Raw genomic sequence first — 20037 nt, 5'->3', positions numbered from 1 at the left:
CCATGCGTGATCAGTTAGAGCCCTTGTTTACGCCCTTTGCCTGCGGCTCGCTGACCATGGCGAACCGCTTCGTCATGTCGCCGATGACTCGCAATTTCAGCCCGCACGGCGTGCCGGGGCCCGATGTTGCGCGTTATTATGCGCGCCGCGCACCCATGGGGCTGGTGATTACCGAAGGCGTCGGGCCCGATCATCCGGCAGCGCTGGGCGATGGCACCACCGGCGGTCCGGCGCTGCCGCTGATGCACGGCGAGGCGGCGCTGGCCGGATGGCAAAGGGTGGTCGATGCGGTGCATGCGGCAGGCGGGAAGATTGCGCCGCAATTGTGGCACATGGGTCCGATCCGGCTGGCCGGGACAGGGCCGCATCCAGAGGCCGTGTCGGTCAGTCCTTCGGGCATTTGGGGGCCTTTCGATCGGGCTGCGCTGCCGCCTGCCTATCTTGAAGCGGTTCGTGCGCCCACCGGACCGGCCAGCGAATCCGATATTGCCGACGTGATCGCCGGCTTTGCGCGCAGCGCCGCCAATGCGCATGCGCTGGGCTTTGACGCGATCGCGCTGCACGGCGGGCACGGCTATCTGCTCGACAGCTTTTTGTGGGCGCAGACCAACCATCGCACCGATGCCTGGGGCGGCGATCCGCTGCGGCGCACGCGTCTGGCCTGCGATGTGGTGCGCGCGGTGCGGCGCGTGATCCCGGCCGACAAGCCGATCATATTCCGCCTGTCGCAATGGAAATTGCAGGATTACGGCGCCCGACTGGCGCAGACCCCGCAGGAACTGGGCGTTATCACCGGGGCGCTGGTCGATGCGGGCGTTGATATTTTCGATGTCTCGACCCGCCGGTTCAACGAAGCCGCGTTCGACGGATCGGACATGGGCCTGTCCGGTTGGGTGCGGCAGCTCACCGGAAAAACGGTGATGACGGTTGGCGGCATCGGCTTTGACAAGGATCTGCAAAGCTCGTTTGTCGAGTCCACGCACACGCTCGACAATCTGGACGAAGTGGCCCGGCGGTTTGCTGCGGGCGAATTCGATCTGGTCGCGATCGGGCGCGCGGCGCTGATGGATGCCGACTGGATCGGCAAATTGCGCCGGGGCGAGGCGTTCAAGCCGTTCGATCTGTCCGCTTATGCCCGGCTGGACTGATCAGAAGCTCTCTGCCGTGGCATAAATGTGGATTCGCGCGGCGTTGGCGTTGCCCGACTGTTCGCACATGAAGGCCACTGCCCTGGCGATGTCATCGGGCGCCAGCGGCGGGATGAATTCGTCCCACCCGGGCTGACCTTTGGCTTTCATGTCGCCAAAGATTTCGGTGGTGGTGGTTCCCGGGGCGACCAGTCCGACGCGCACGCCGCTGCCCGCCAGTTCGATCCGCAGCACATCGGTAAAGCGTTCGAGCGCTGCCTTGAGCCCGCCATAAACGCCTGTCCCGGCGGCAGTCAGGCTGGCGCCGATGCTCGAAATGTTGACGATCTGGCCGCTGCCTTGTGCCTTCATCACCCGCGCAAACAGCATGCTGGCGCGCACCACCGCCGTGTAATTGATCGCGATCAGCGGTTCGAGTTCGGCAAGGTCAAATGCGTCGACATGGCTGGTGCGCAAGATTCCGGCGTTGTTGACCAGAATGTCGATGCGGCCCAACCGTTCGACCGCCGCATCGAGCATCGCCTGCGCCGCCTCGGGCGCGGAAAGGTCGAGCGCCAGGGTGGTGGCTTTCGCGCCGATATCGCGGGCCAGCGCGTCGAGCCGGTCCTGGCGTCGCGCGACCAGCAGGACTTGCGCCCCGGACTGCGCCAGCCGTTGCGCGGTGGCGGCGCCGATCCCCGCCGATGCGCCGGTGATCACGGCAGTCTTGCCGGTCAGTGTCATGCCAGGGCTCCAACCTGATCGATCAGCACGACGTTGAACTGCCGGCGGGCGATCTGCCAGCCATTGGCGGTGCGCGCGAACTGGTCGTCATAGGTGCCGATGCCGCGATGGATCGGCCCCCCTTCGATTTGCGGCATCAGCAGCGCGTCGACATAGCTGCGCACGTGGACGCTGCCATTGTGGCTGCGGATGTCGATATTGGTGATGCGGTGCAGTGTGGCGCCGCAGATGGCATGCGCCTCTTTCATGAACGCGGTGATCGCATGGGCGCCGTGCCAGTGGCCGAACTGGCCGTAATCCGCCTCGCAATCAGGCGTGAAGCACGAATGGAACAAGCGCCAGTCGCGCTGATCGATGCCGCTGGCATAGGCGACGAGCACCGCTGCAATCGCGCGTTCGTCCTGCGCGCTGAGGCCGGTGCCCGCATTGCCGAGCTGGTTCATGTCTGCCTCCCCCGTCTTGTCGGGAAAAGACTAGCCCAGGCCGGCGACGCTTCGCCCTCCTTTGGGTAGGGGGATGGCAGGTGCATCGGCCTTATCCCGCCAAAAAAGGCAGGTAAGGATAAGGGCATGCTGGTTTCAAGCCTGTGCATGACGGGATACGACGGACCGGCGCCGGGCCTGGAAATCTGGCCTGCGGAACCACACTATTGCCGGCGCGACCTTGCCGCCGCCGCATTTTCGCATAGCCTGGCGATGGCGCGCCGCGCCGATACGCTGGGGTTCGACTGGGTCAGCGTGTCGGAGCATCACTATGCCCCCTATATCCTGACCCCCAATCCTTGCGTCATGGCCGCCGCGCTCAGCCAGGTGACCAGCCGTGCCAAAATCGCGCTGCTCGGGCCGCTGGTGCCGCTGTGCAACCCGGTGCGCCTGGCCGAAGAACTGGCGATGGTCGATCAGCTGTCGGGCGGGCGCATGGTGGTGCTGTTTCTGCGGGGCACACCCAACGAACATCGCACGTATGGCAACGATCCGCAGACCACCCGCGCGATGACCCAAGAGGGCATTGATCTGATCATCAAGGCGTGGACGAGCGACGAAGCGTTCGCCTGGTCGGGCGCGCACTATGACTTTGGCACGGTCGCGGTCTGGCCGCGTCCGCTGCAGGAACCGTATCCGCCGATCTATGGGTCGGGAAACAGCGAGGAATCGGTGCGCTTCGCTGCCGCGCGGGGCATGGGTATCGCCTTTTCGTTTGCGCCGGTGGATGTCGTGGCGGGTTGGGTAAAGCTCTACCATGCCGAAGCCGCCAGGGCCGGCTGGCAGCCTCGCCCCGATCAGGTGATCTATCGCGGTATCGCCTATGCCGCGCCAGGCGATGCGCAAGCGCAGGCCGACATGGGAGCGTTCTTTGGCAAGAAAGCGGCCGAACAGGCCCGGATTGAGCAAAAGACCATGGGGGGTCCGCCAATCGTGCCGTTGGTGACCGAACCCTATTTTGTCGGCGGACCAGAAACGCTCAAAGGCCGGTTCGAGACATTGCGCGATTGCGGCGTAGGCGTGGTCGATCTGGCCTGGGGCATCGGCGACCCGGCCCAGCGCGAAGCGGCGATGGACTGCTTCGCCGCCTCGATCCTGCCGGTAGTACAAACATTCTAGTGTGGTGGATTTGAAATTCGCCTCATTAAGCGGCCAGGTACGGAGCGAATTTCAAATCCTTAAACCACACTAGAATCAAATGTTTCTAGTGACCCTTTTGAATCTGAAGTTCGCACCCACCCAGCCTCTTGGTCAGGCGAACTTCAGATTTGGGTCACTAGCGCCCGATCGGGTAGAACACCGACTTTTCGTGCTGGTATTCGCGCATCCAGTTGGGGCCGTATTCGCGACCGATCCCCGATCGTTTGTACCCGCCGATCGGGGCATAGCTCATCGTGCCGGTTCCACCGTTCAGTGCCACGCTGCCCGCGCGGATACGCAGCGCCATGGCATAGCCGGTGGCAGCGTCGGCTGTCTCGATCGCGCCATTGAGGCCATAACGCGATGCGTTGGCAATGGCGATTGCCTCGTTATCGCTGTCAAACCCGATGATGCAGCCGACGGGGCCAAAGATTTCGTCTTGCGCGATCGCCATGTCATTGGTGACATCGTCGAACAGCGACATCTCGATGAAGAAGCCACTTTCCAGCCCCGCCGGTCGTCCGCCACCGCACAGCAGGGTGGCGCCCGCCTGCTTGCCCAGCGCGATATAATGTTCGACTTTGGCGCGCTGGCTCTCGCGGATCAGCGGGCCCATTGTCACGCCGGGGTCGGAGGCATCGCCCACCTTGATCTGCGCGGCCACGGCCCTGGCAATCTGCGCGAACTGGGGCCGAATGCTGTTGTGCACCAGCAGGCGGGTGGGAATGGCGCAGCCTTGTCCGGCGTTGACTGACAGGAACCCCACCGCCATGGCCGCCGCGCGCGCGACGTCGGCGTCATGGCGCACGATCATCGCCGATTTGCCCCCCAGTTCGAGATGGACTTTCTTCAAGGTGGGTGCGGCCTGCGCCATGATCGCGGCGCCAACGCCCTCTGACCCGGTAAACGTTACCATGTCCACGCGCTCATCGGTGCACAGCAATTGCCCTTCGGCGATCCCGCCCGTGACGACGTTGAGCACGCCCGCCGGTAAACCGATCGCGTCGGCAATTTCGCCGAACAGCAGCGCCGAATAGGGCGTGAACTGCGATGGCTTGAGCACCAGGGTACAGCCCGCGAGCAAGGCGGGCGCAATCTTGGCAAGGTTGAGCAGAAACGGAAAATTGTAGCCGGTGATCGCACTGACCACGCCGATCGGTTCGCGCACGACAGTCGTGCCGCCGATGGATTGCGGCCCGCCGGGGACGAACATGTTGGGGGTCACGTCGATCGGCAGGCGCTCGGGCTCGTCACGGCGGGCGTATTTGATCGCCGCCTCCAGATGGCTGATCGGATTGGCGACCTGCATCGCGTGGGTAATGTGCTGGGCACAGCCGACTTCGGCAACGATCAGCGCGGCGATCTCGCTCTGCCGCGCGCGCAGCTCTTCGACCATGCGCTGCATCACGTCGGCGCGCTGGTCCATCGACAGCGCGGGCCAGGGCCCCTTGTCGAACGCGTCGCGCGCGGCGGCAATCGCGGCATCGACCTGGCGCAGGCCGGCTTGCGGCGCCTGGCCGATCACGGCGCCGGTCGCCGGGTTGATCACCGCTTCGTGGCCCGCTTCGGGCGCCGCCCATGCGCCGTTGATGTAGACGTGGTCGATGTGGGTGAAGGGGATCGTCATCGGGCTGGATCTTTCGCAAGGATGATGTCGGCGGCGTTCATGGCCAGTGCCATCGCCGGGGCATTGGTGTTGCCGGACACGAGCGTCGGCATGATCGAGGTGTCGCAGACACGAAGGCCGTCGACCCCGCGCACGCGCAATTGCGGATCGAGCACGCTGGTTTGGGCGCTGCCCATCGCGGCGGTGCCCGCGATGTGAAAACTGGTGCCGCCCAGTTGCAACAGGTTGGCGAGGATATCGGCATCGCTGCGGATATCCGCGCCTTTGCCGCATTCGCGCACGATCCACCGCGCCAGCGCGGGTTGTTCGCCCAGCCGCCGCAGCCATTTGAACAGACCGAGCGCGGTCTGACGGTCGATCTCTTCGGCAAAGTGGTTGGCGTCGATCCGCGGCGGGAGCGCCGCATTGGCAGACGTGATGTGCGTCGATCCACGGCTTTCGGGCCGGGTGAAATAGCCGAGCATGCGCAAGCCCGGAAAGCTGTCGAGCTTCACCTTGCCTGCCGCATCGATGCCCATCGTCACCAACATCGATCCCACTTGCGCGTCGGGCCGGTCGAGCCCGGGACGGGTCTTGATGAACCCGCCGACTTCGTGCGCGGCATCGGTCATCGGGCCCTTGCGGCCAAACAGATAGCGCAAGACCGAAAGCAGCAGGTTCACCCCCTGCAACTGCTGGTTCGAGCTGTGCCCGGTGACTTGCCAGTCAACCGCGACATAGCGATGTTCGCGCAAGTTTTCGCCCACCAGCGGGCTGTGCACCAATGGCTCGATGCCCAAGGCACGCAATCGCGCTGCATCGCCGATGCCCGACAATTCGAGCAGCTTTGGTGATTCGACCGCGCCCGCGCTCAGGATCACTTCGCCCCGGCAGGCGATGGCATGGCCGTCGAGCACCACGCCGCAGGCGCGTCGTCCTTCGAACAATACGCGTTCGACGCGGGCGCCCGTGCGGATCGTCAGGTTGGGTCGGCTGCGCACCGGATCGAGAAACGCGCGCGCCGCGGAAAACCGCTCGCCGCACCAGATCGTCGCGGTTTGATAGCCCATGCCCTGATCGGCGACGACATCGGTGTGGTTGACATCCTCGACTTGCGGCACGCCCGCTTCGCCCGCCGCATCGAGGATCGCCTGCGCCAGCGGATTGCCCTTCGGATAGCGCGAAATCTTCAACGGCCCGCCGACTCCGCGCCACCGATCGGCGCCCAGCACGTGGTCCTCCAGCGCGACATAGTGCGCGCCGATCCGGTCCCAACCCCACCCCGTGCATCCCGCGCGCGCCCAGTCGTCATAGTCCTGCGGGCTCCCCCGCATATAGACCATGCCGTTGATCGAACTCGACCCGCCGACCGTTCGCCCTTTCAGCCACAGTTCCTGCGGCTGGTTGCCCGCGGGGCTGACCGGATAGGCAAACACATGCGGATTGGCCGGATCGAGCAGCTTTCCCAGCCCGCGCGGCATACGGATCAGCGGGCTCTTGTCATCGGGCCCGCATTCGATCAGCAGCACGCGCGTCCCCGGATCGGCGGACAGCCGGTTGGCCAGCACGCATCCGGCAGAGCCCGCACCAACCACGATGAAATCAAAGATATCGGTCACGGTTCTGCTTATCCGATCAGATGTCCGCCGTCGGCGACGAGCGTCTGGCCGGTGATATAGCTCGCCGCGTCGGAGGCCAGAAACAACACCGCGGCGGCGATGTCGTCGGGGCGTCCCGGTCGGCCCAGCGGCGGCATGAATTTGGCAATCACTTCGGGCGGGAAACCGGGGCCGCCTGCGCTTCCTTGCCCCGGGGTGGTGGTGTTGCCCGGGCACACCGCATTGACGCGGATGCCCTCGCGGGCGAGTTCCATCGCCGCCGACCGGGTCAGCGAGACGACCCCCGCCTTCGATGCGGCATAGGCCATCAGGCTGGGGGCCATCGGGTGAAACGCGCTGTTCGAGGCGATGTTGACGATCGTGCCGCGCGTTCCATCGGCGCGCATCACTGCCACCACTTCGCGGATTGCCAGCATCACCCCGCGCAAATTGATATCCAGCACACGATCCCAATAGGCCAGATCGGTGTCTTCGAGCATGCGGCGATCCTGCACCCCGGCGTTGTTGACCAGAATGTCGATGCGTCCGAATTTCGCCCGCGCCGCTTTGACCAACGCCACCACGTCGGCTTCGCTTGCCATGTCGGCGGCGACGGCATGGCCCCCGATGTCGTTGGCCACCGCGTGCAGGCGATCCCGGCTGACATCGGCCAGCGTGACGTGCGCGCCGATCGCGGCAAAGTGCCGGGCGAACGCCTCGCCCATGCCTTGTGCCGCGCCGGTCACGATCACCGATTTGCCGGCGAGATTGTACAGCTGGTTCAGATCAAGCGTCATCGCGGCATCTCCCTTCTGCGGTGAATTGCCGGGCCGACCGTTGTCTGCCCCCTATCCCAAGACGGGTGAGGCCGCATTTCGGCATCCTACCCTGCGGCGATGATGACAGCTGAAGATATGCTTGCCGACGCTGGACTGGTCGGAGAAATGGCCGATGGTACGCGGCCCGGGCTCACCGCTGCGCTCGCCGCGCTGGCCGGGGAATCGGGCCTGTCCGCCGAGGGGCGAGCCCGCGCGCTGGCGCAGTTCCGCGACAATCTGGCGCGGTTGGCGGCGATCGTGGCCGACCGCGCGGCGCATCCCGCCATCGCCGATGTCGCGATCGATCGCCCGGTGTTCATCCTGGGCCTGCCGCGTTGTGGAACATCGATCCTGCACGCGCTGATCGGTGCCGATCCTGCGGTGCGCACGCCGCTGCAATGGGAAGTAGCAGCGCCGTCGCCACCGCCCGATGCCGCGACATTTGCCAGCGATCCGCGCGCGGACGGGTTCGACGCCTATGTCGCCGCCAATTTTACCGGAGCCTGGGCCGACGTGCTGAAAGCCCACCCGATCGGCGCGCGTGTGCCGCAGGAATGCGGGATGATTCTCGAAACCGCATTTCAGGGGATCAACCCGACGATGCTGTTCAGCCTGCCGGGCTATTACCGCTGGTATCGCGACGCCGACACGCGCTTCGGCTATCGCGTGCATAAAATGTGGCTGCAACATCTGGCATGGAAAAACCCGCGCGATCGGTGGGTGCTCAAAGTGCAGGAACACGCCTTTCACTTGCCGGAACTGTTCAGCGTCTATCCCGATGCCGTGCTGGTGCAGCCGCACCGCGACCCGGTGACCGTGATGGCGTCCATTTCGCGGCTGATCGAAGTTATCCGTTGTGTCAGTTTCGGCAAGATCGATCGCGCCGCGCTGGGGCAGGAACTGCTGCACTTGTGGCACGATGGCCAAGTTGCCGCGATGGCCTTTCGCAAGGCGAATCCACAAGTGCGCGTGCTGGATCTGCGGTTCCGCGATCTGGTTGCCGATCCGGTGGCGGTCGTGCGGCAAGTGTATGATCATGCGGGCATGGACTTTACCGAGCAGTCGCAAGCCGCAGTGCGCCAGTGGTGGCATGACAATCCCGCCGACAAACATGGTGCACACCGCTACGAGCTGTCCGACTATGGCCTCACCCGCGATCAGGTCGAAAGCGTCTATGCCGACTACATCGCCGAATACGCGGACTTCCTGTGAGCGATTGGCAAGATTACCTCGCCACGCTGGGCGAAGCGGCCAAGCTCCTGCCGCTGCTCGCCGATCCCGCCGATCCGGCGCAAGTGGCCGAGGCCGAACGGCTGTTCTTTCTGACGCTGGCTTCGGGCTGGTTCACCGCCTTTGCCGATCCCGATCGGCCCGATTTCGTGCCCGCAGTGAACACGCATCTCAACTGCGTCGGCACCAATCCCGATTTCATCTATGGCACGGCGTCGATCGACGGGGCGGGGCATTATCTGCTGACCGGCGAACGTGGCGATGCCTTGTTCCTGCTGATGGACATCGCCGCAGGCGGGCTGGGGGTGATGGACCGTCCGGGCCCCTCGTTGGGCACGATCGATTTCGACCGGCTGACGCTGAAGGCCGGGCGGTTCGCCTTGCTGCTCAGCGCCGAGCGCCCGCCCGACTGGACCGGTGACTGGCACCGGCTCGACCCGAGCGCGCGCTCGCTGTCGCTGCGGCAGGCGAGTTACGAGTGGGGGGCGGGACGCGAGGCGCGGATCGCGATCGAGCGCACCGATGCGCCGCTCCGCGCGCGCAAGCCCGACGCCGCCGAAATCGTCGCGCGGCTGTCGGCGCTGGCGGGCTATCCCGAACGGCTGGCCGGTATGGCGCTGGGCTTTATCGCCGCCCAGCGCAAAAAGGACCTGTGGAACCGGTTCGAACACGATGACTGGGCCGGGCGCGGCGGTTTGCAGGGGCAGCATTACTATCAGGGCCTGTTCCGCCTGGAACCGGGCATGGTCCTGCTTGTGGAAACCGCGCTGCCCGACACCGTGCGCTACTGGAACGTGCAGCTGTCCGACATGCTGTGGAACAGCGTGGACTGGATGAACCACCAGTCCAGCCTCAACGGCGGGCAGGCGCGGCTCGATGGCGATGGCAAGTTCCGCGCGGTCATCGCGCTTGACGATCCGGGGGTGCCCAACTGGCTCGATCCCGGTGGCAACCGCGAAGGCGCGATCATGCTGCGCTGGACCGAGGCGAGCAGCGGCCCCGCGCCGACGTTACGTGCCGTGCGGCAGGATGAATTGCGTGTGCATCTGCCCGCCGATACGCCGATGGTCACCCCCGATGCGCGTCGTGAAGCGCTGACACACCGCCGTCGTGCGGTGCAAATGCGCCGCCGTTGGTAATGTTCAGGCCGCGCCGAGTTTGTCGGCGCCCGCAGTCAGCACACGGTCGCCCATGCGCAAACGGGCCTGCTCTTCAGCGGCCAGCCCCTCTGACGTCGGGTTCTGCACCGCATCCTTGGTCAGCCGGGCGGTCAGCCAGTCCCAATGTGTCACGCGCATGCCGGGCTCGTCGATGAACGGCGATTGCACCCCGTCTTGCCATGCCTGCCAGGCTGCCTTGTCATTGACCTTGTATATTCCCACATAGTTGTGCCCCGGCGTGGTCGGGATCATCTGGCCATGGCTGCGAAACACGCCAAGGCTGGCCGAATGGACGCCCGGACGGCGCATGGCCTGCGGCAGGTATTCATCGATATACCAATCGCGGAACCGGGCATCCTGCCCCGGCGCGGCGTTCAATTGTTCGAGGATCACGCCGCCGGTATGCGGCACGTCCGGATCGTTGTCGCGAAAGGCGAGGGGGTAATAGTGGTAATCCTCCAGTACGCTGTCATCGATCGCGTCGGTTACCATCATCCGCGTGGTCAGCGCGTTATCCCAATGTTCGCGCGAAAAACGCGCCGCATCGAACACATCGTACAGCGCCAGATATTGCCAGTCGAACGCGGGCGGCAATGTGGTGGGCTGATCGGCGCTGCGCGCGAAGCGTTGTGCGGTGATCGACCCGCGAAAGCGCAAGGCATCGCGGATGTGGATGTTGGTGTACCAGTCGTCGAGATCGGCCTCGCGGCCGGGCCGCGCCTTGGTCAGAACGACGAGAACGGCCTCGATCATGCGGAAGCTCCTGTTGAAGAGAAGGGCATGGCGGGCGCGCCCATGGTGGCGCGATACGAAATCGGCTGCTTGCCGTCGGTGTCGCGGATGCCATAGCGGGTGCCCAGTTCGGCGCCGATCAAGGCTTGCCCGCTCAACGCCATCAGCGAGGGATCGCGCGCCAGCGCCTCGATCACCAGCCCGGTGAATTCGGGGGTTTCCCAATTGGGCAATTGGGCGCGCAAATCTTCGGGGATATATTCGGGCGGCATCGCGCGCACCGCATCGGTCAGGATGAAGCCCGGCCACAGCGCCACCGCCGATACCCCGTGCGGAGCCAGATCGACCGCCATGTCGGCCATCATCTTGTCTGTGCCTGCCTTGGCCGCGCCATAGGCCGGGCCGTGGAAATAGGACACTGCGCCATAGAACGAGATGCTGACGATCAGGCCTTTGCCCGCCGCGACCATCATCGGCGCCGCATGCCACGCCGCAACATAGTTCGAGCGCAGCCCGACATCGATCATTTCGACCAGCTTGAGCGGCTTTTCCCAGAACCCGCCGGGCGCGATCAGATCCTGCGCATGGACCGCCGCGGCATTGTTGACGAGAATGTCGATCCGCCCGAGGTCATGCCTGATCCGGGCAAAGGCATCGGCAACTTGCGCGTCGTCGCCATGGTCGCAGGCAATCGCCCGCGCCGTTCCGCCCGCCGCTGCGATTTCCCGTGACACGGCGGCAAGGTCATCCTCGTTGCGCCCGGTCACCACGACCGTGGCCCCCTTGCTCGCCAGCCCGCGCGCGATGCCCCGGCCAAGCCCGCGCGTTGCGCCAGTCACGACAGCGACAGTGCTCATGCAATTTCTCCCTATTGTCTGGGCAGGGCAAAGGCGATCAGCCGATCGCTGTATCCCGACAGGATACCGGCATGCCCCCCGGCGGCGATGACGATGAACTGGCGCCCCGATTTGCTCGACCAGTACGAAATCGGCGTGGCATTGCCCCCTGCCGGCAGCACGCCCTTCCACAATTCCTGTCCGGTGCGGATATCGAAGGCGTGGAGGCGGTGTTCCTGCGTGGCGCCGATAAAGGCGATGCCCGATGCGGTGATCACCGCTCCGCCGATATTGGGCACCCCCATCGGGATCGGCAGCCCGGTGCCCATCATCAACGGGCCGCTGTCGCGCGCCGTGCCGAACGGTTCTTGCCACAACAGCCGGTGCGTGTTGAGATCGACCGCGCTGATCAGGCCATAAGGCGGCTGTGTGCACGGCGCGACCAGCGGCGACAGAAACGGCGAAACCGATACGGCATAAGGCGTGCCCGCCTGCGCCACCGGCCCGGCGACATTCTCGAAGCTCGGCTTGGCCACCGGCTTCAGCCCCATCGCATCGGCCTGCGCGCGCGGGATCAGCCGGTCGTAATTGAGCACATGCGACGAATTGACAATCGCGATGCCATGCACCGGGTCCACCGCCACGCTGCCCCAGTTCATGCCGCCCAGCGCGCCCGGCCAGGCAATCGTGGCGCGGTCGGTGCCGACCGGGGTCATCGCCCCGTCAAAGCGCGCCTGTTTGAAGCGTAACCGGCACCATGCCTGATCGACCATCGCCAGGCCCCACATGGTGTGCTCGCTTGGCCGGGGCCCGGCAAAACCGGGCAGGCCGGTCGAAAACGGCTGCGTGGGCGAAGAGCGCTCGCCGGGCACGGTGCTGACCGGAACGCGCTGTTCGGTGACTTGCGCGATCGGCTGGCCGGTGCGGCGGTCGAGCAGGAACAGTTCGCCGCGCTTGGTCGGCTGCACCAGCGCGGGCCGCCCGTCGGCGAGGTTGACCAGCACCGGCTGGGCGGGGACATCATAATCCCACAGATCGTGGTGCGTGGTCTGAAAGCTCCAGCGCGGGCGTCCGGTCGCGACATCGAGCGCGACCACCGAATTGGCGTACTTTTCCATCACGGGCGTACGCTGCCCGCCGTAATAATCGGGCGTCGGGCTGCCGGTCGGGACATAGACCAGCCCCAGCGCTTCGTCGGCGCTCATTACGCTCCAGCTGTTGGGCGTGCCGGGGGTATAGGTTTCGCCCGGGGCCGGTTCGCCACTGCGATCGGGGCGCTCCATGTCCCATGCCCAGGCCAGCTTGCCGGTCACCGCATCGAACGCGCGGATCACGCCCGACGGTTCGCCGATCATCTGGCCATCGGTCACCCAGCCGCCGATCACCAGCTTGCCCGCGACAACGGCAGGCGGCGACGTGACATGGTAATAGCCCTTGGGCGCGGCAGACATGCCCTTGAGCAGGTTGACCGAACCATGCTCGCCAAAACCCTCGCACGGTTTGCCGGTGGCGGCATCGACCGCGATCAGGCGGCTGTCGATGGTCGCGGTATAGACTCGCGCTGCGCACACGCCATTGGCCGCGGGCTGCCGGTAATAGCTGACCCCCCGGCACGTCTGGCCGAAAATGCCATAAGTATCGGCATGCGCCTGATAGCGCCAGACTTGTCGCCCGGTTTCGGCATCGATCGCCACGATGTCATTATAGCCGGTGCAGAAATACAGCGTGTCGCCCACTTTCAGCGGCGTTGCCTCAAACGGCGCGTGCTCGCCATTGGGCTCCTTGCCCAGTGTATAGCTCCACGCCGGGGTCAGCGCGCCGATATTGGCCGGGGTGATCTGGGCCAGCGGCGAATAGCGATTGCCGCCCGGGCCGTTGCCATAATTGGCCCATTCGCCCGCCGCCGGGTCGGTCGGGCCGCCCGCCAGATGCGAAAGGTCGGTCCCGCCGGTAATCCGGTCGTTCCAGAAAATCCACGCCGTGCCACCCACCAGCGCGACCAGCGCAAGGGCCAGCAGTGCCTTGCTCATCGCGCTCGAACGCGGCAACCCCAACGAATGCCGCACCCAGGGGCTCAGCAGCCACAGCCCGATCCCGGTCAGCAATCCCAACCGCGCAGCCAGCGCCCACCCGTCGAGCCCCGATTCCCACAGCGCCCAGACCAGCGTGCCCAGCCACAACAGGCCGAACAGCAGCACCGCCCCTGACGATTGCCGCCACAGCGCCCGCGCCGTGCCCGCGAGCATGACTGCCGCCACGACATAATACGCCGATCCACCAGCCAGCAGCAATTGTCCGCCGATCCAGACCAATCCGGCGGCAAGCAGCACCAGCAACAACGCGAGCAGGCGATTGAGAAATGTCATTGGCAAGGGTCTCGGCAATTTTGGGAAAAATCAGGGAACCAGCGCACTCGGCCCGCCAAACAGCAGGCGCCCGATCATCGGCGGCAACGTGTTGAACGCCAGAAAGGTCAGCTGAAACAGCACGATCATCGCCACCAGCCGCCGCATCTCGCGGTGCCAGCCGGCCATCGCCGCGCTCACGCCCAGCTTGCGTTCGTACCACCGCAAGCCGTCGGCATCGGGCCGCGCGAGGAACGCGATAAACGTCGCCGCCCATAGCCCGAGCGTGAAATCGAAGATCAGCGGCAACCGCCCGCGCGCGCTTTCGATCGCGGGGCCAAGCACCACGTCATAGCTCCACCAGCCTTGCGCCACCGCGCTGCCCTCGGTCTGGATCTGATAGGCGGTGAACAGCGGAAACGCGATCACGAACGCCCAGCCCGTGGTCGACAGGACGGGAAAGCGCCGCCCCAGCCACATCGTCAGCGAGACCAGCAACGGGATCGACAGCGCAAACCACCAGCCCCAGCTGAAGGGAATGAACAGCGGTTTGACCGGCGTCGTATAGGCGCTGATCCCCCATAGCGGCAGGCGCGCAAAGGCGGGGTTCCAATGGTCATAGGCGCCCCAGTCGCCATAGAATTCCTGCCAGAAACTGCTCGTCGCCGCGATCAGCACCAGCCCGAACAGCGGTAGCCGCCGTTTGAACAGCGTGACCAGCACGGTCGCCGCCAGCAGCACCGACCAGAAGATGATGCTGCCGGTTTCCATCACCCACGGATTGACCGGTGGGCCCATCGGCGCCTCGCCAGCGGTGGCAAGGGTGAGCAACGCCAGGCTCATGCCACCATCGCCTTGATGTGCTCGGGCAGGTTGTGGTTAAAGGCCTTGCGTTCGTACAGACTGGCAATCCGCCACCCGGCCTGCGTGCGGCGGAACGTGTGGATATACCACAGCCCGAAAAAGATCGTCTGCGGCGCGCCATCGTCGCCTGGCACCACCATGGGATTGAAACACACCGTGCGCGTCTCGGCGGTATCGCCGGCGATCTTGTACTGCGTGGTATGCACCGCGTGCTGCGCCATCGGGATCGGGCCGAGGCTGGCGCGCAGGAATTCCTTGGTCTGCGCGAGATTGCCCTTGAACCCGACCATTTCGCTGTAATCGATCACCGCATCGTCGGTGAAGCAGGCGTCGAGCGCGTCGAAGTCCTTGTCATCCACCGCATAGCAATAGCCGACCAGCAAATCCTGGATCTCGAACCGATCCGACATTTCCTGCATCGAGAGCGTCATCGTCCCGTCCCGTCCTGTTTTTGCCTGGAGCAATGGCTAACGATCGCATCGTGGCAAGGGCCTGTCCGAAGGTAGGTTGCACCAACGCATCCAACCGGGAAAAGCGGGTCGGACATTCAACATACCGCAACAGGGCGGAACATATTGGAGATGGAACATGGCCGGACGTATCCCGCCCTTTACGCTTGACGATTTCAAACTTTCGCCCGCCAAGCGCGCCGAAATCACCGACGGCCTGACCGCACGCCAGGCGTTCATGGTCAACCAGTGGATGAACCTGCACGACAAGCTCAATGTCGGCGACTGGACCGGGTTCGACGAATTCCTCGACACGTCGAAGATGACATATGACAACCCTAACCGCCCCGATCTGGGCTCGTTTCAGGAATGGGTCACGTCGCCCAAGGCGCTGTTCGACACGTTTCCGCCCAGCGTCTATCGCACGCTGAAGGCCTGGGGCAGGGGCGACGACGAAATCTGCGTGCTGTGCCACCACCATGGCAAGCACACCGGCGGCCCGTACATGGGCGTCAAGCCGACCGGCAACCAGCTCGACGTGCTGTGGTTCAGCTGGATCAAGTTCGAAGGCGACAAGATCGTCCACATCTATTCGATCTCCGACGTGCTCTCGATGCTGATCGACCTCGAAGTGATCGCCGCCCCGCAACCGGTCGATCCCTACAAATAAGTTTTTTGCCGATGTTCAGGGGGAGGGGGGCGACCGCAGGGCCGCCCCCTTTTTTACAGGCTGAACCCGCCATCGACGATCAGCGTTTGCCCGGTGATATAGCTTGCCCGGGGCGAGGCAAGGAAGGCGACGGCTTCGGCGATGTCGTTGCCCTGGCCGAAGCGTTGCAGGGCCACGCGTTTGCGTTGGCTCTCCCAGATTTCCGAAGTGTAGAGGCCTTGCAGGAAAGTGGCGCCGAGGCCGGAGTCAATGATGCCGGGGGCGACCATGTTGGCGCGGATACCGTAGCGGCCTTCTTCCTTGGCGACGGCGCGGCCGAGCGATTCCATCGCGGCCTTGGGGACCGAGGACAGTGCGTCGCCGGGGGGAAAGGCATAGTTGGCGACCGAGACCACGATCACGAAATTGCCGCTGCGTTGGGCGCGGAACAGGGGGAGGGTGGCCGATATGACGCGGGTCAGGCCGATCAGTTCGGTTTCGATCACTTCGCGCCATTGGGCTTCGCTGATCTGGCTGACGAAGGGTTGGGCGATGGCGACGCCAGAGGCGAAGACCACGGTGCCGATGCTGCCGAAATGATCGACTGCGCTGGCCAGCGCGCGCGGGATCGAATCGGCGTCGGTCAGGTCGCAAGGAACCGGCAGGCCGGTGCAGCCCGTGGGCAGTTCCTCGGCCAGGGCCTGTGCCGCATCGCGGCTGGTCCGGTAGGTCAGCGCAATTCCCGGCCATTCGCGCGCCAGCGCCAGTGCCGAGGCGCGGCCGAGACCGCCGGTGGCGCCGATCACGAAAGCCGCAGTCATGGCAACGCTCCTTCGGGTGTTTTGGCCAGCCAGCCCAGCAGTTCGGCGGCAAACGCGTCGTTGCGGTCGGCAGTGAACATATGACCGACGCCTTTGGCTGTCACCACACGCAATTGCGGGGTCAGGCGCTGGAATTCGGCAACGCCCGTATCGGTGAGCAGATGGCTCAATTCGGCGCGCACCAGCACAATGGGCGATGTGACGCGCGCGGCGGCGGCCAGCACCGCCTCGCCCTCGCTGGGCGGGTGGAGGAATTCGGTGCGACCGGTGGCGGGATCCCAGCGCCAGTGCCAGCGCCCCGCAGCGTCCTGCCGCATCGATCGCGCCAGGCGCGACGCATCGCCTAAGCGCGACTGGTCCAGATTGCGCGCCAGTGCCTCGGCAGCAGCGTCGAGCGTGGCAAAGCCTGCCGCGCTTTGGGCGAAGAACGCGCGGATGCCGTCAACGCCGTCATCGCGCATCAGCGGCGCGACATCGGCCAGCATGATCAGGCGCACGCGATCGGGGTGGCGCGATCCGCCGACCAGCGCGGCCTGTCCGCCGCGTGAGGCGCCGACCAAAGTGACCGGGCGGTCGAACCGGGCCAGCAGGGATTCGACATCGCGGCCAAAGGCATCGAGCAGATAATCTTCGTCGGACGCCCAGTCGCTGTCGCCGTGCCCGCGCAAGTCGAACGTCACGCCGTAATACCCGGCCTGCGCCACGGTGCGCGCCGATCCGCGCCACGCGCTGCGGCTTTGCCCGCCGCCATGGAAAAACAGCACGGGTGCCGCTGCCGGATCGCCATAGGCTTCACCGGCAAGCGTCAGCCCATCGCCTTGAAAACGGCGCAAGTTCAGGCCGACAGCGGCACTGTTTCGGCGTGGCTGGGGTGTTCACCCGGCCCCTTGTAGGCGAATTTGCCCGGTGCGTGATACCATCTGCCGTCGTTCTTGCTCTGATAGGGACTGGCGACTTCGATCAGGCAGCCGTGGGTGCTTTGCGCACCGACCCAGCTCCATTTCTGCCAGGTCATATCCTGATCGTTAAAGGTTTCGCCGTCGCCCGGCAGGCTGATGCCCTCGGCTTTCAGCTTGGCCATCGCGGCCGGAACGTCGTCGGTGGTGAAGCACAAGTGGTGCACGTGTTCGCCCACTTTGTCGAGCCGGCGGCCCATCGGGGTGCCGGGGGCGGGCTGAATGAACTGGATTTCGGTGCCGTGATCGTTGACGAACGTCGCCCATTTCATCCCGGCATCGTCGCCGCTGGAAAATTCGTCGTATTTGACCAGCCGCTGTTCAAGCTGGCCGGGTTCGAGCACGCGCAGGATCTTGGTCCAGTCGACAATCGCCTTGTCGAGATCGCGCACCACCATGCAAACATGGGCAAACGGGCTGCTGGGCATTTCGGTTCTCCTTAAATTGCGATTGTCGCGGTGCCGCTGTTGACTGTGCCGCGACCATCGACATCGAGCGTGAAAGTGCAGGAAACGCGGTTTCCTTCGACGGCGGTTACCGTGCCCGTTGCCGTGACCCGGTCGCCTTCATAAACATTGTCGAGAAAGCGCGAATCCATCGCCTCGATCCGGCCGCCGGGGAACGCCGCCAACAGCATGTTGATGACATAGGCGACGTTGATCGGCCCCTGGTTGATGCGTTTGTCGCCCAGCCCCTTGGCCCTGACCGCCTCGACATCGAGGTGGATCGGATTGGGATCGGCCAGGAACACCGACCAGTCGCGCATTCCCTCGGGGCTGATGCGCTCGATCGTGAAGGGGGGCAGGCTATCGCCCACGGTCACGCTCATGCCGCCAGTTCCTTGCGCGGAAGCACCCAGACATTGTCGGTTTCGAGCAGGGCCGGGCCGCCGGTGGCCGGATGCAGGCGCAGGCGATAGGTCAGCACGTCCATCACGCCCAGCTTGCGACTCTGTTTGCGCACCAGGCTGAGGATTTCGCCGGTTACCTTGTAGCTTTCGCCGACCCTGAGCGGCGCGGTGAACCGCACGCCTGATGAACCCATCATCGGTCCGTCATCGACATCGAATTCGCAGGTTTCGCACAAGCCGGCGACGGTCTTGCCCATCGCAACTTGCGTGGCGATGTAATAATAGATCGGGTGTGCGCTGCCGTCGGCGGCGGGTTCGACCCCGATCGATCGGCACAGCGCGGCGTTTTCCCCGGCGCTGATCGTGAACACTTTGATGCCGTCGAGCGCGGTGCCGGCGACATCGGGGGCAGGGGGGAAATCGCTCATCGCGGGTGCCTTTTCAGAACGACGTCTTCAAAAGGATCGGGGCAGGCCGAGGTTTTCGGCAATGGTGTTGCGCACCATCTCGTTCGAGATCGGCGTCATGCGCAGGATGCGGTGGTCGCGCCAATAACGCTGCATGTCGGTTTCCGCCGAATAGCCCATGCCGCCCAGGATCTGGATGCCAAGGTCCGCCGCTTTTACCGCGTTTTCGGTGGCAACCATCTTGAGCATGTTGGCCTCATTGCCGCAGGGCATGCCATTCGCCTGCATCCACGCGACATTGTACAGCAGTAGTTCGGTCAGTTTCTGCGAGGTAGCGATGTCGGCGACGTAATGTTGCAGGATCTGGAACTGGCCGATCGGCTTGCCGAAAGCATGCCGCTGCATCATGTAGGCGAGCGCATCTTCCAGCACGCCGTCGATCGCGCCGAGGCATTGCGCGCCGACCATGATGCGTTCGTTGTTGAGGCTGGGCAGCATCGCGCTCCACGCCTGATGCGGCGCGCCGAGTACGTCGCTGTCGGGCACGAACACGTTGTCATAGCTGACCGAACAACTGCCCATCGCGCGCATGCCCAGTTTCGGCAGTAGCGTGGCGGTGATGCCCGGCGTTTTGGCATCGACGAAAAACGCGGTCAGCCCGTGGTGTTTCTTGGCCGCGTGGCGATCCGACCGGGCCAGCACCAGCAGGCGGTCGGCTGCCCGTGCAGCGGTGGTCCACATCTTGGCGCCGTTGATCACCCAGCCGCCATCGACTTTGTCGGCAAAGGTCTTCATCGCGCCCAGCACGTCGGTGCCGCCGTCGGGTTCGGTCATCGACAGCGATACGCGCAAATTGCCTGCCGCCATTTCGGGCAGCCATTTGCGGCGCTGTTCCTCGGTTCCCGCCACGGTCAGCGTCTTGGCGCCGCCAAACGAAGTCAGGCCCCACACCCACAGCAAGCCCCCGGCGGTGCGCGCCATCTCGCGGGCAAAGATCATCTGCATGACCACATCGCCGCCCAACCCGCCGTATTCCTCGGGGATGCCGATGCCGAAAAAGCCCTGTTCCTTGAGCTTGTCCCAGATCAGATAGGGATAGTTTTCCTCGTCGGCCTCAAGCTTGCGCATAAGGTCCTTGGGCAATTCGGCATTGACCCAGCGACGCACGATGTCGCGGAATGCTGCCTGTTCTTCGCTGAGCTGGAAATCCATCGGTTTTGAAC

At 64.8% G+C, this 20037-nt stretch carries 21 protein-coding genes; 5 read left to right on the top strand and 16 right to left on the bottom strand.

Annotated features, from left to right (window positions below):
- The first annotated feature begins 2 nt into the window (after nt 1-2).
- Nucleotides 3-1148, top strand: a complete 1146-nt coding sequence (locus AQZ50_RS12620) for an oxidoreductase (RefSeq protein ID WP_067746822.1) — start codon at nt 3-5, stop codon at nt 1146-1148.
- Here AQZ50_RS12620 and AQZ50_RS12615 read toward each other — a convergent pair whose 3' ends face one another.
- The gene (locus tag AQZ50_RS12615) at nt 1149-1871 is read right to left on the bottom strand and encodes an SDR family oxidoreductase (RefSeq protein WP_067746821.1); all 723 of its coding nucleotides are present in this window, start codon (nt 1869-1871) and stop codon (nt 1149-1151) included. It lies immediately after the preceding gene.
- The gene (locus tag AQZ50_RS12610) at nt 1868-2314 is read right to left on the bottom strand and encodes a nuclear transport factor 2 family protein (RefSeq protein WP_067746820.1); all 447 of its coding nucleotides are present in this window, start codon (nt 2312-2314) and stop codon (nt 1868-1870) included. Before AQZ50_RS12610 ends, AQZ50_RS12615 begins: the two co-directional genes overlap by 4 nt.
- 126 nt (nt 2315-2440) lie before the next feature.
- Here AQZ50_RS12610 and AQZ50_RS12605 point away from each other — a divergent pair, with 126 nt between their 5' ends.
- Nucleotides 2441-3472 (top strand): LLM class flavin-dependent oxidoreductase, encoded by a 1032-nt coding sequence (locus AQZ50_RS12605; RefSeq protein WP_082703628.1) that lies wholly within the window; start codon nt 2441-2443, stop codon nt 3470-3472.
- 157 nt (nt 3473-3629) lie between these two features.
- On the opposite strand, the gene AQZ50_RS12600 is transcribed toward AQZ50_RS12605, so the two are convergent.
- The 3 genes from AQZ50_RS12600 to AQZ50_RS12590 are packed head-to-tail and all read right to left on the bottom strand — an operon-like array spanning nt 3630 to nt 7494.
- A complete protein-coding gene (locus AQZ50_RS12600) occupies nt 3630-5120 on the bottom strand; it encodes an aldehyde dehydrogenase family protein (RefSeq protein ID WP_067746818.1) in 1491 nt (496 codons plus the stop codon).
- A complete protein-coding gene (locus AQZ50_RS12595) occupies nt 5117-6718 on the bottom strand; it encodes a GMC family oxidoreductase (protein WP_067746817.1) in 1602 nt (533 codons plus the stop codon). Before AQZ50_RS12595 ends, AQZ50_RS12600 begins: the two co-directional genes overlap by 4 nt.
- An 8-nt stretch (nt 6719-6726) precedes the next feature.
- Entirely contained in the window at nt 6727-7494 is a 768-nt protein-coding gene (locus AQZ50_RS12590) for an SDR family NAD(P)-dependent oxidoreductase (RefSeq protein WP_082703627.1), read from the bottom strand.
- A 102-nt stretch (nt 7495-7596) separates the two neighbouring features.
- On the opposite strand from AQZ50_RS12590, the gene AQZ50_RS12585 reads away from it, so the two are divergent.
- On the top strand, nt 7597-8727 hold the full coding sequence (locus AQZ50_RS12585) for a sulfotransferase family protein (RefSeq protein ID WP_067746914.1): 1131 nt from the start codon (nt 7597-7599) through the stop codon (nt 8725-8727).
- Nucleotides 8724-9884 (top strand): hypothetical protein, encoded by a 1161-nt coding sequence (locus AQZ50_RS12580; RefSeq protein WP_231730270.1) that lies wholly within the window; start codon nt 8724-8726, stop codon nt 9882-9884. The genes AQZ50_RS12585 and AQZ50_RS12580 overlap by 4 nt, the downstream gene beginning before the upstream one ends.
- A gap of 3 nt (nt 9885-9887) precedes the next feature.
- Here AQZ50_RS12580 and AQZ50_RS12575 read toward each other — a convergent pair whose 3' ends face one another.
- From AQZ50_RS12575 to AQZ50_RS12555, 5 genes are read right to left on the bottom strand one after another with little or no spacing between them, the layout of a single operon-like run.
- Complete coding sequence (locus tag AQZ50_RS12575) at nt 9888-10658, bottom strand: hypothetical protein (protein WP_067746816.1); 771 nt, start codon at nt 10656-10658, stop codon at nt 9888-9890.
- The gene (locus AQZ50_RS12570) at nt 10655-11494 is read right to left on the bottom strand and encodes an SDR family NAD(P)-dependent oxidoreductase (RefSeq protein ID WP_067746815.1); all 840 of its coding nucleotides are present in this window, start codon (nt 11492-11494) and stop codon (nt 10655-10657) included. The genes AQZ50_RS12575 and AQZ50_RS12570 overlap by 4 nt, the downstream gene beginning before the upstream one ends.
- An 11-nt stretch (nt 11495-11505) precedes the next feature.
- A complete protein-coding gene (locus AQZ50_RS12565) occupies nt 11506-13839 on the bottom strand; it encodes a membrane-bound PQQ-dependent dehydrogenase, glucose/quinate/shikimate family (RefSeq protein ID WP_067746814.1) in 2334 nt (777 codons plus the stop codon).
- Between the two features lie 30 nt (nt 13840-13869).
- Nucleotides 13870-14661, bottom strand: a complete 792-nt coding sequence (locus tag AQZ50_RS12560) for a hypothetical protein (RefSeq protein WP_067746813.1) — start codon at nt 14659-14661, stop codon at nt 13870-13872.
- On the bottom strand, nt 14658-15113 hold the full coding sequence (locus AQZ50_RS12555; RefSeq protein WP_067746812.1) for a nuclear transport factor 2 family protein: 456 nt from the start codon (nt 15111-15113) through the stop codon (nt 14658-14660). The genes AQZ50_RS12560 and AQZ50_RS12555 overlap by 4 nt, the downstream gene beginning before the upstream one ends.
- A gap of 157 nt (nt 15114-15270) precedes the next feature.
- Between AQZ50_RS12555 and AQZ50_RS12550 the strand changes: the two genes are divergently transcribed.
- Nucleotides 15271-15801, top strand: a complete 531-nt coding sequence (locus tag AQZ50_RS12550) for an ester cyclase (RefSeq protein WP_067746811.1) — start codon at nt 15271-15273, stop codon at nt 15799-15801.
- A 53-nt stretch (nt 15802-15854) separates the two neighbouring features.
- Here the strand turns inward: AQZ50_RS12550 and AQZ50_RS12545 are convergent, their stop codons facing one another.
- The 6 genes from AQZ50_RS12545 to AQZ50_RS12520 are packed head-to-tail and all read right to left on the bottom strand — an operon-like array spanning nt 15855 to nt 20026.
- The gene (locus AQZ50_RS12545) at nt 15855-16601 is read right to left on the bottom strand and encodes an SDR family NAD(P)-dependent oxidoreductase (protein ID WP_067746810.1); all 747 of its coding nucleotides are present in this window, start codon (nt 16599-16601) and stop codon (nt 15855-15857) included.
- Entirely contained in the window at nt 16598-17434 is an 837-nt protein-coding gene (locus tag AQZ50_RS12540) for an alpha/beta fold hydrolase (RefSeq protein ID WP_231730269.1), read from the bottom strand. Before AQZ50_RS12540 ends, AQZ50_RS12545 begins: the two co-directional genes overlap by 4 nt.
- Nucleotides 17435-17436: 2 nt before the next feature.
- The gene (locus AQZ50_RS12535; RefSeq protein WP_231730268.1) at nt 17437-17985 is read right to left on the bottom strand and encodes a VOC family protein; all 549 of its coding nucleotides are present in this window, start codon (nt 17983-17985) and stop codon (nt 17437-17439) included.
- A gap of 11 nt (nt 17986-17996) precedes the next feature.
- The gene (locus AQZ50_RS12530; protein WP_067746808.1) at nt 17997-18386 is read right to left on the bottom strand and encodes a MaoC family dehydratase; all 390 of its coding nucleotides are present in this window, start codon (nt 18384-18386) and stop codon (nt 17997-17999) included.
- A complete protein-coding gene (locus tag AQZ50_RS12525; RefSeq protein ID WP_067746807.1) occupies nt 18383-18835 on the bottom strand; it encodes a hypothetical protein in 453 nt (150 codons plus the stop codon). Before AQZ50_RS12525 ends, AQZ50_RS12530 begins: the two co-directional genes overlap by 4 nt.
- Before the next feature lie 27 nt (nt 18836-18862).
- Nucleotides 18863-20026: an acyl-CoA dehydrogenase family protein gene (locus AQZ50_RS12520; protein ID WP_067746806.1), complete on the bottom strand. Its 1164-nt coding sequence runs from the start codon at nt 20024-20026 to the stop codon at nt 18863-18865.
- Nucleotides 20027-20037: the final 11 nt, after the last annotated feature.

The organism is Novosphingobium sp. Fuku2-ISO-50 (assembly GCF_001519055.1).
Lineage (GTDB): Bacteria > Pseudomonadota > Alphaproteobacteria > Sphingomonadales > Sphingomonadaceae > Novosphingobium.
Note: the sequence above shows the minus strand (reverse complement) of the source record. Positions and strands in the feature narration are given on the sequence as shown.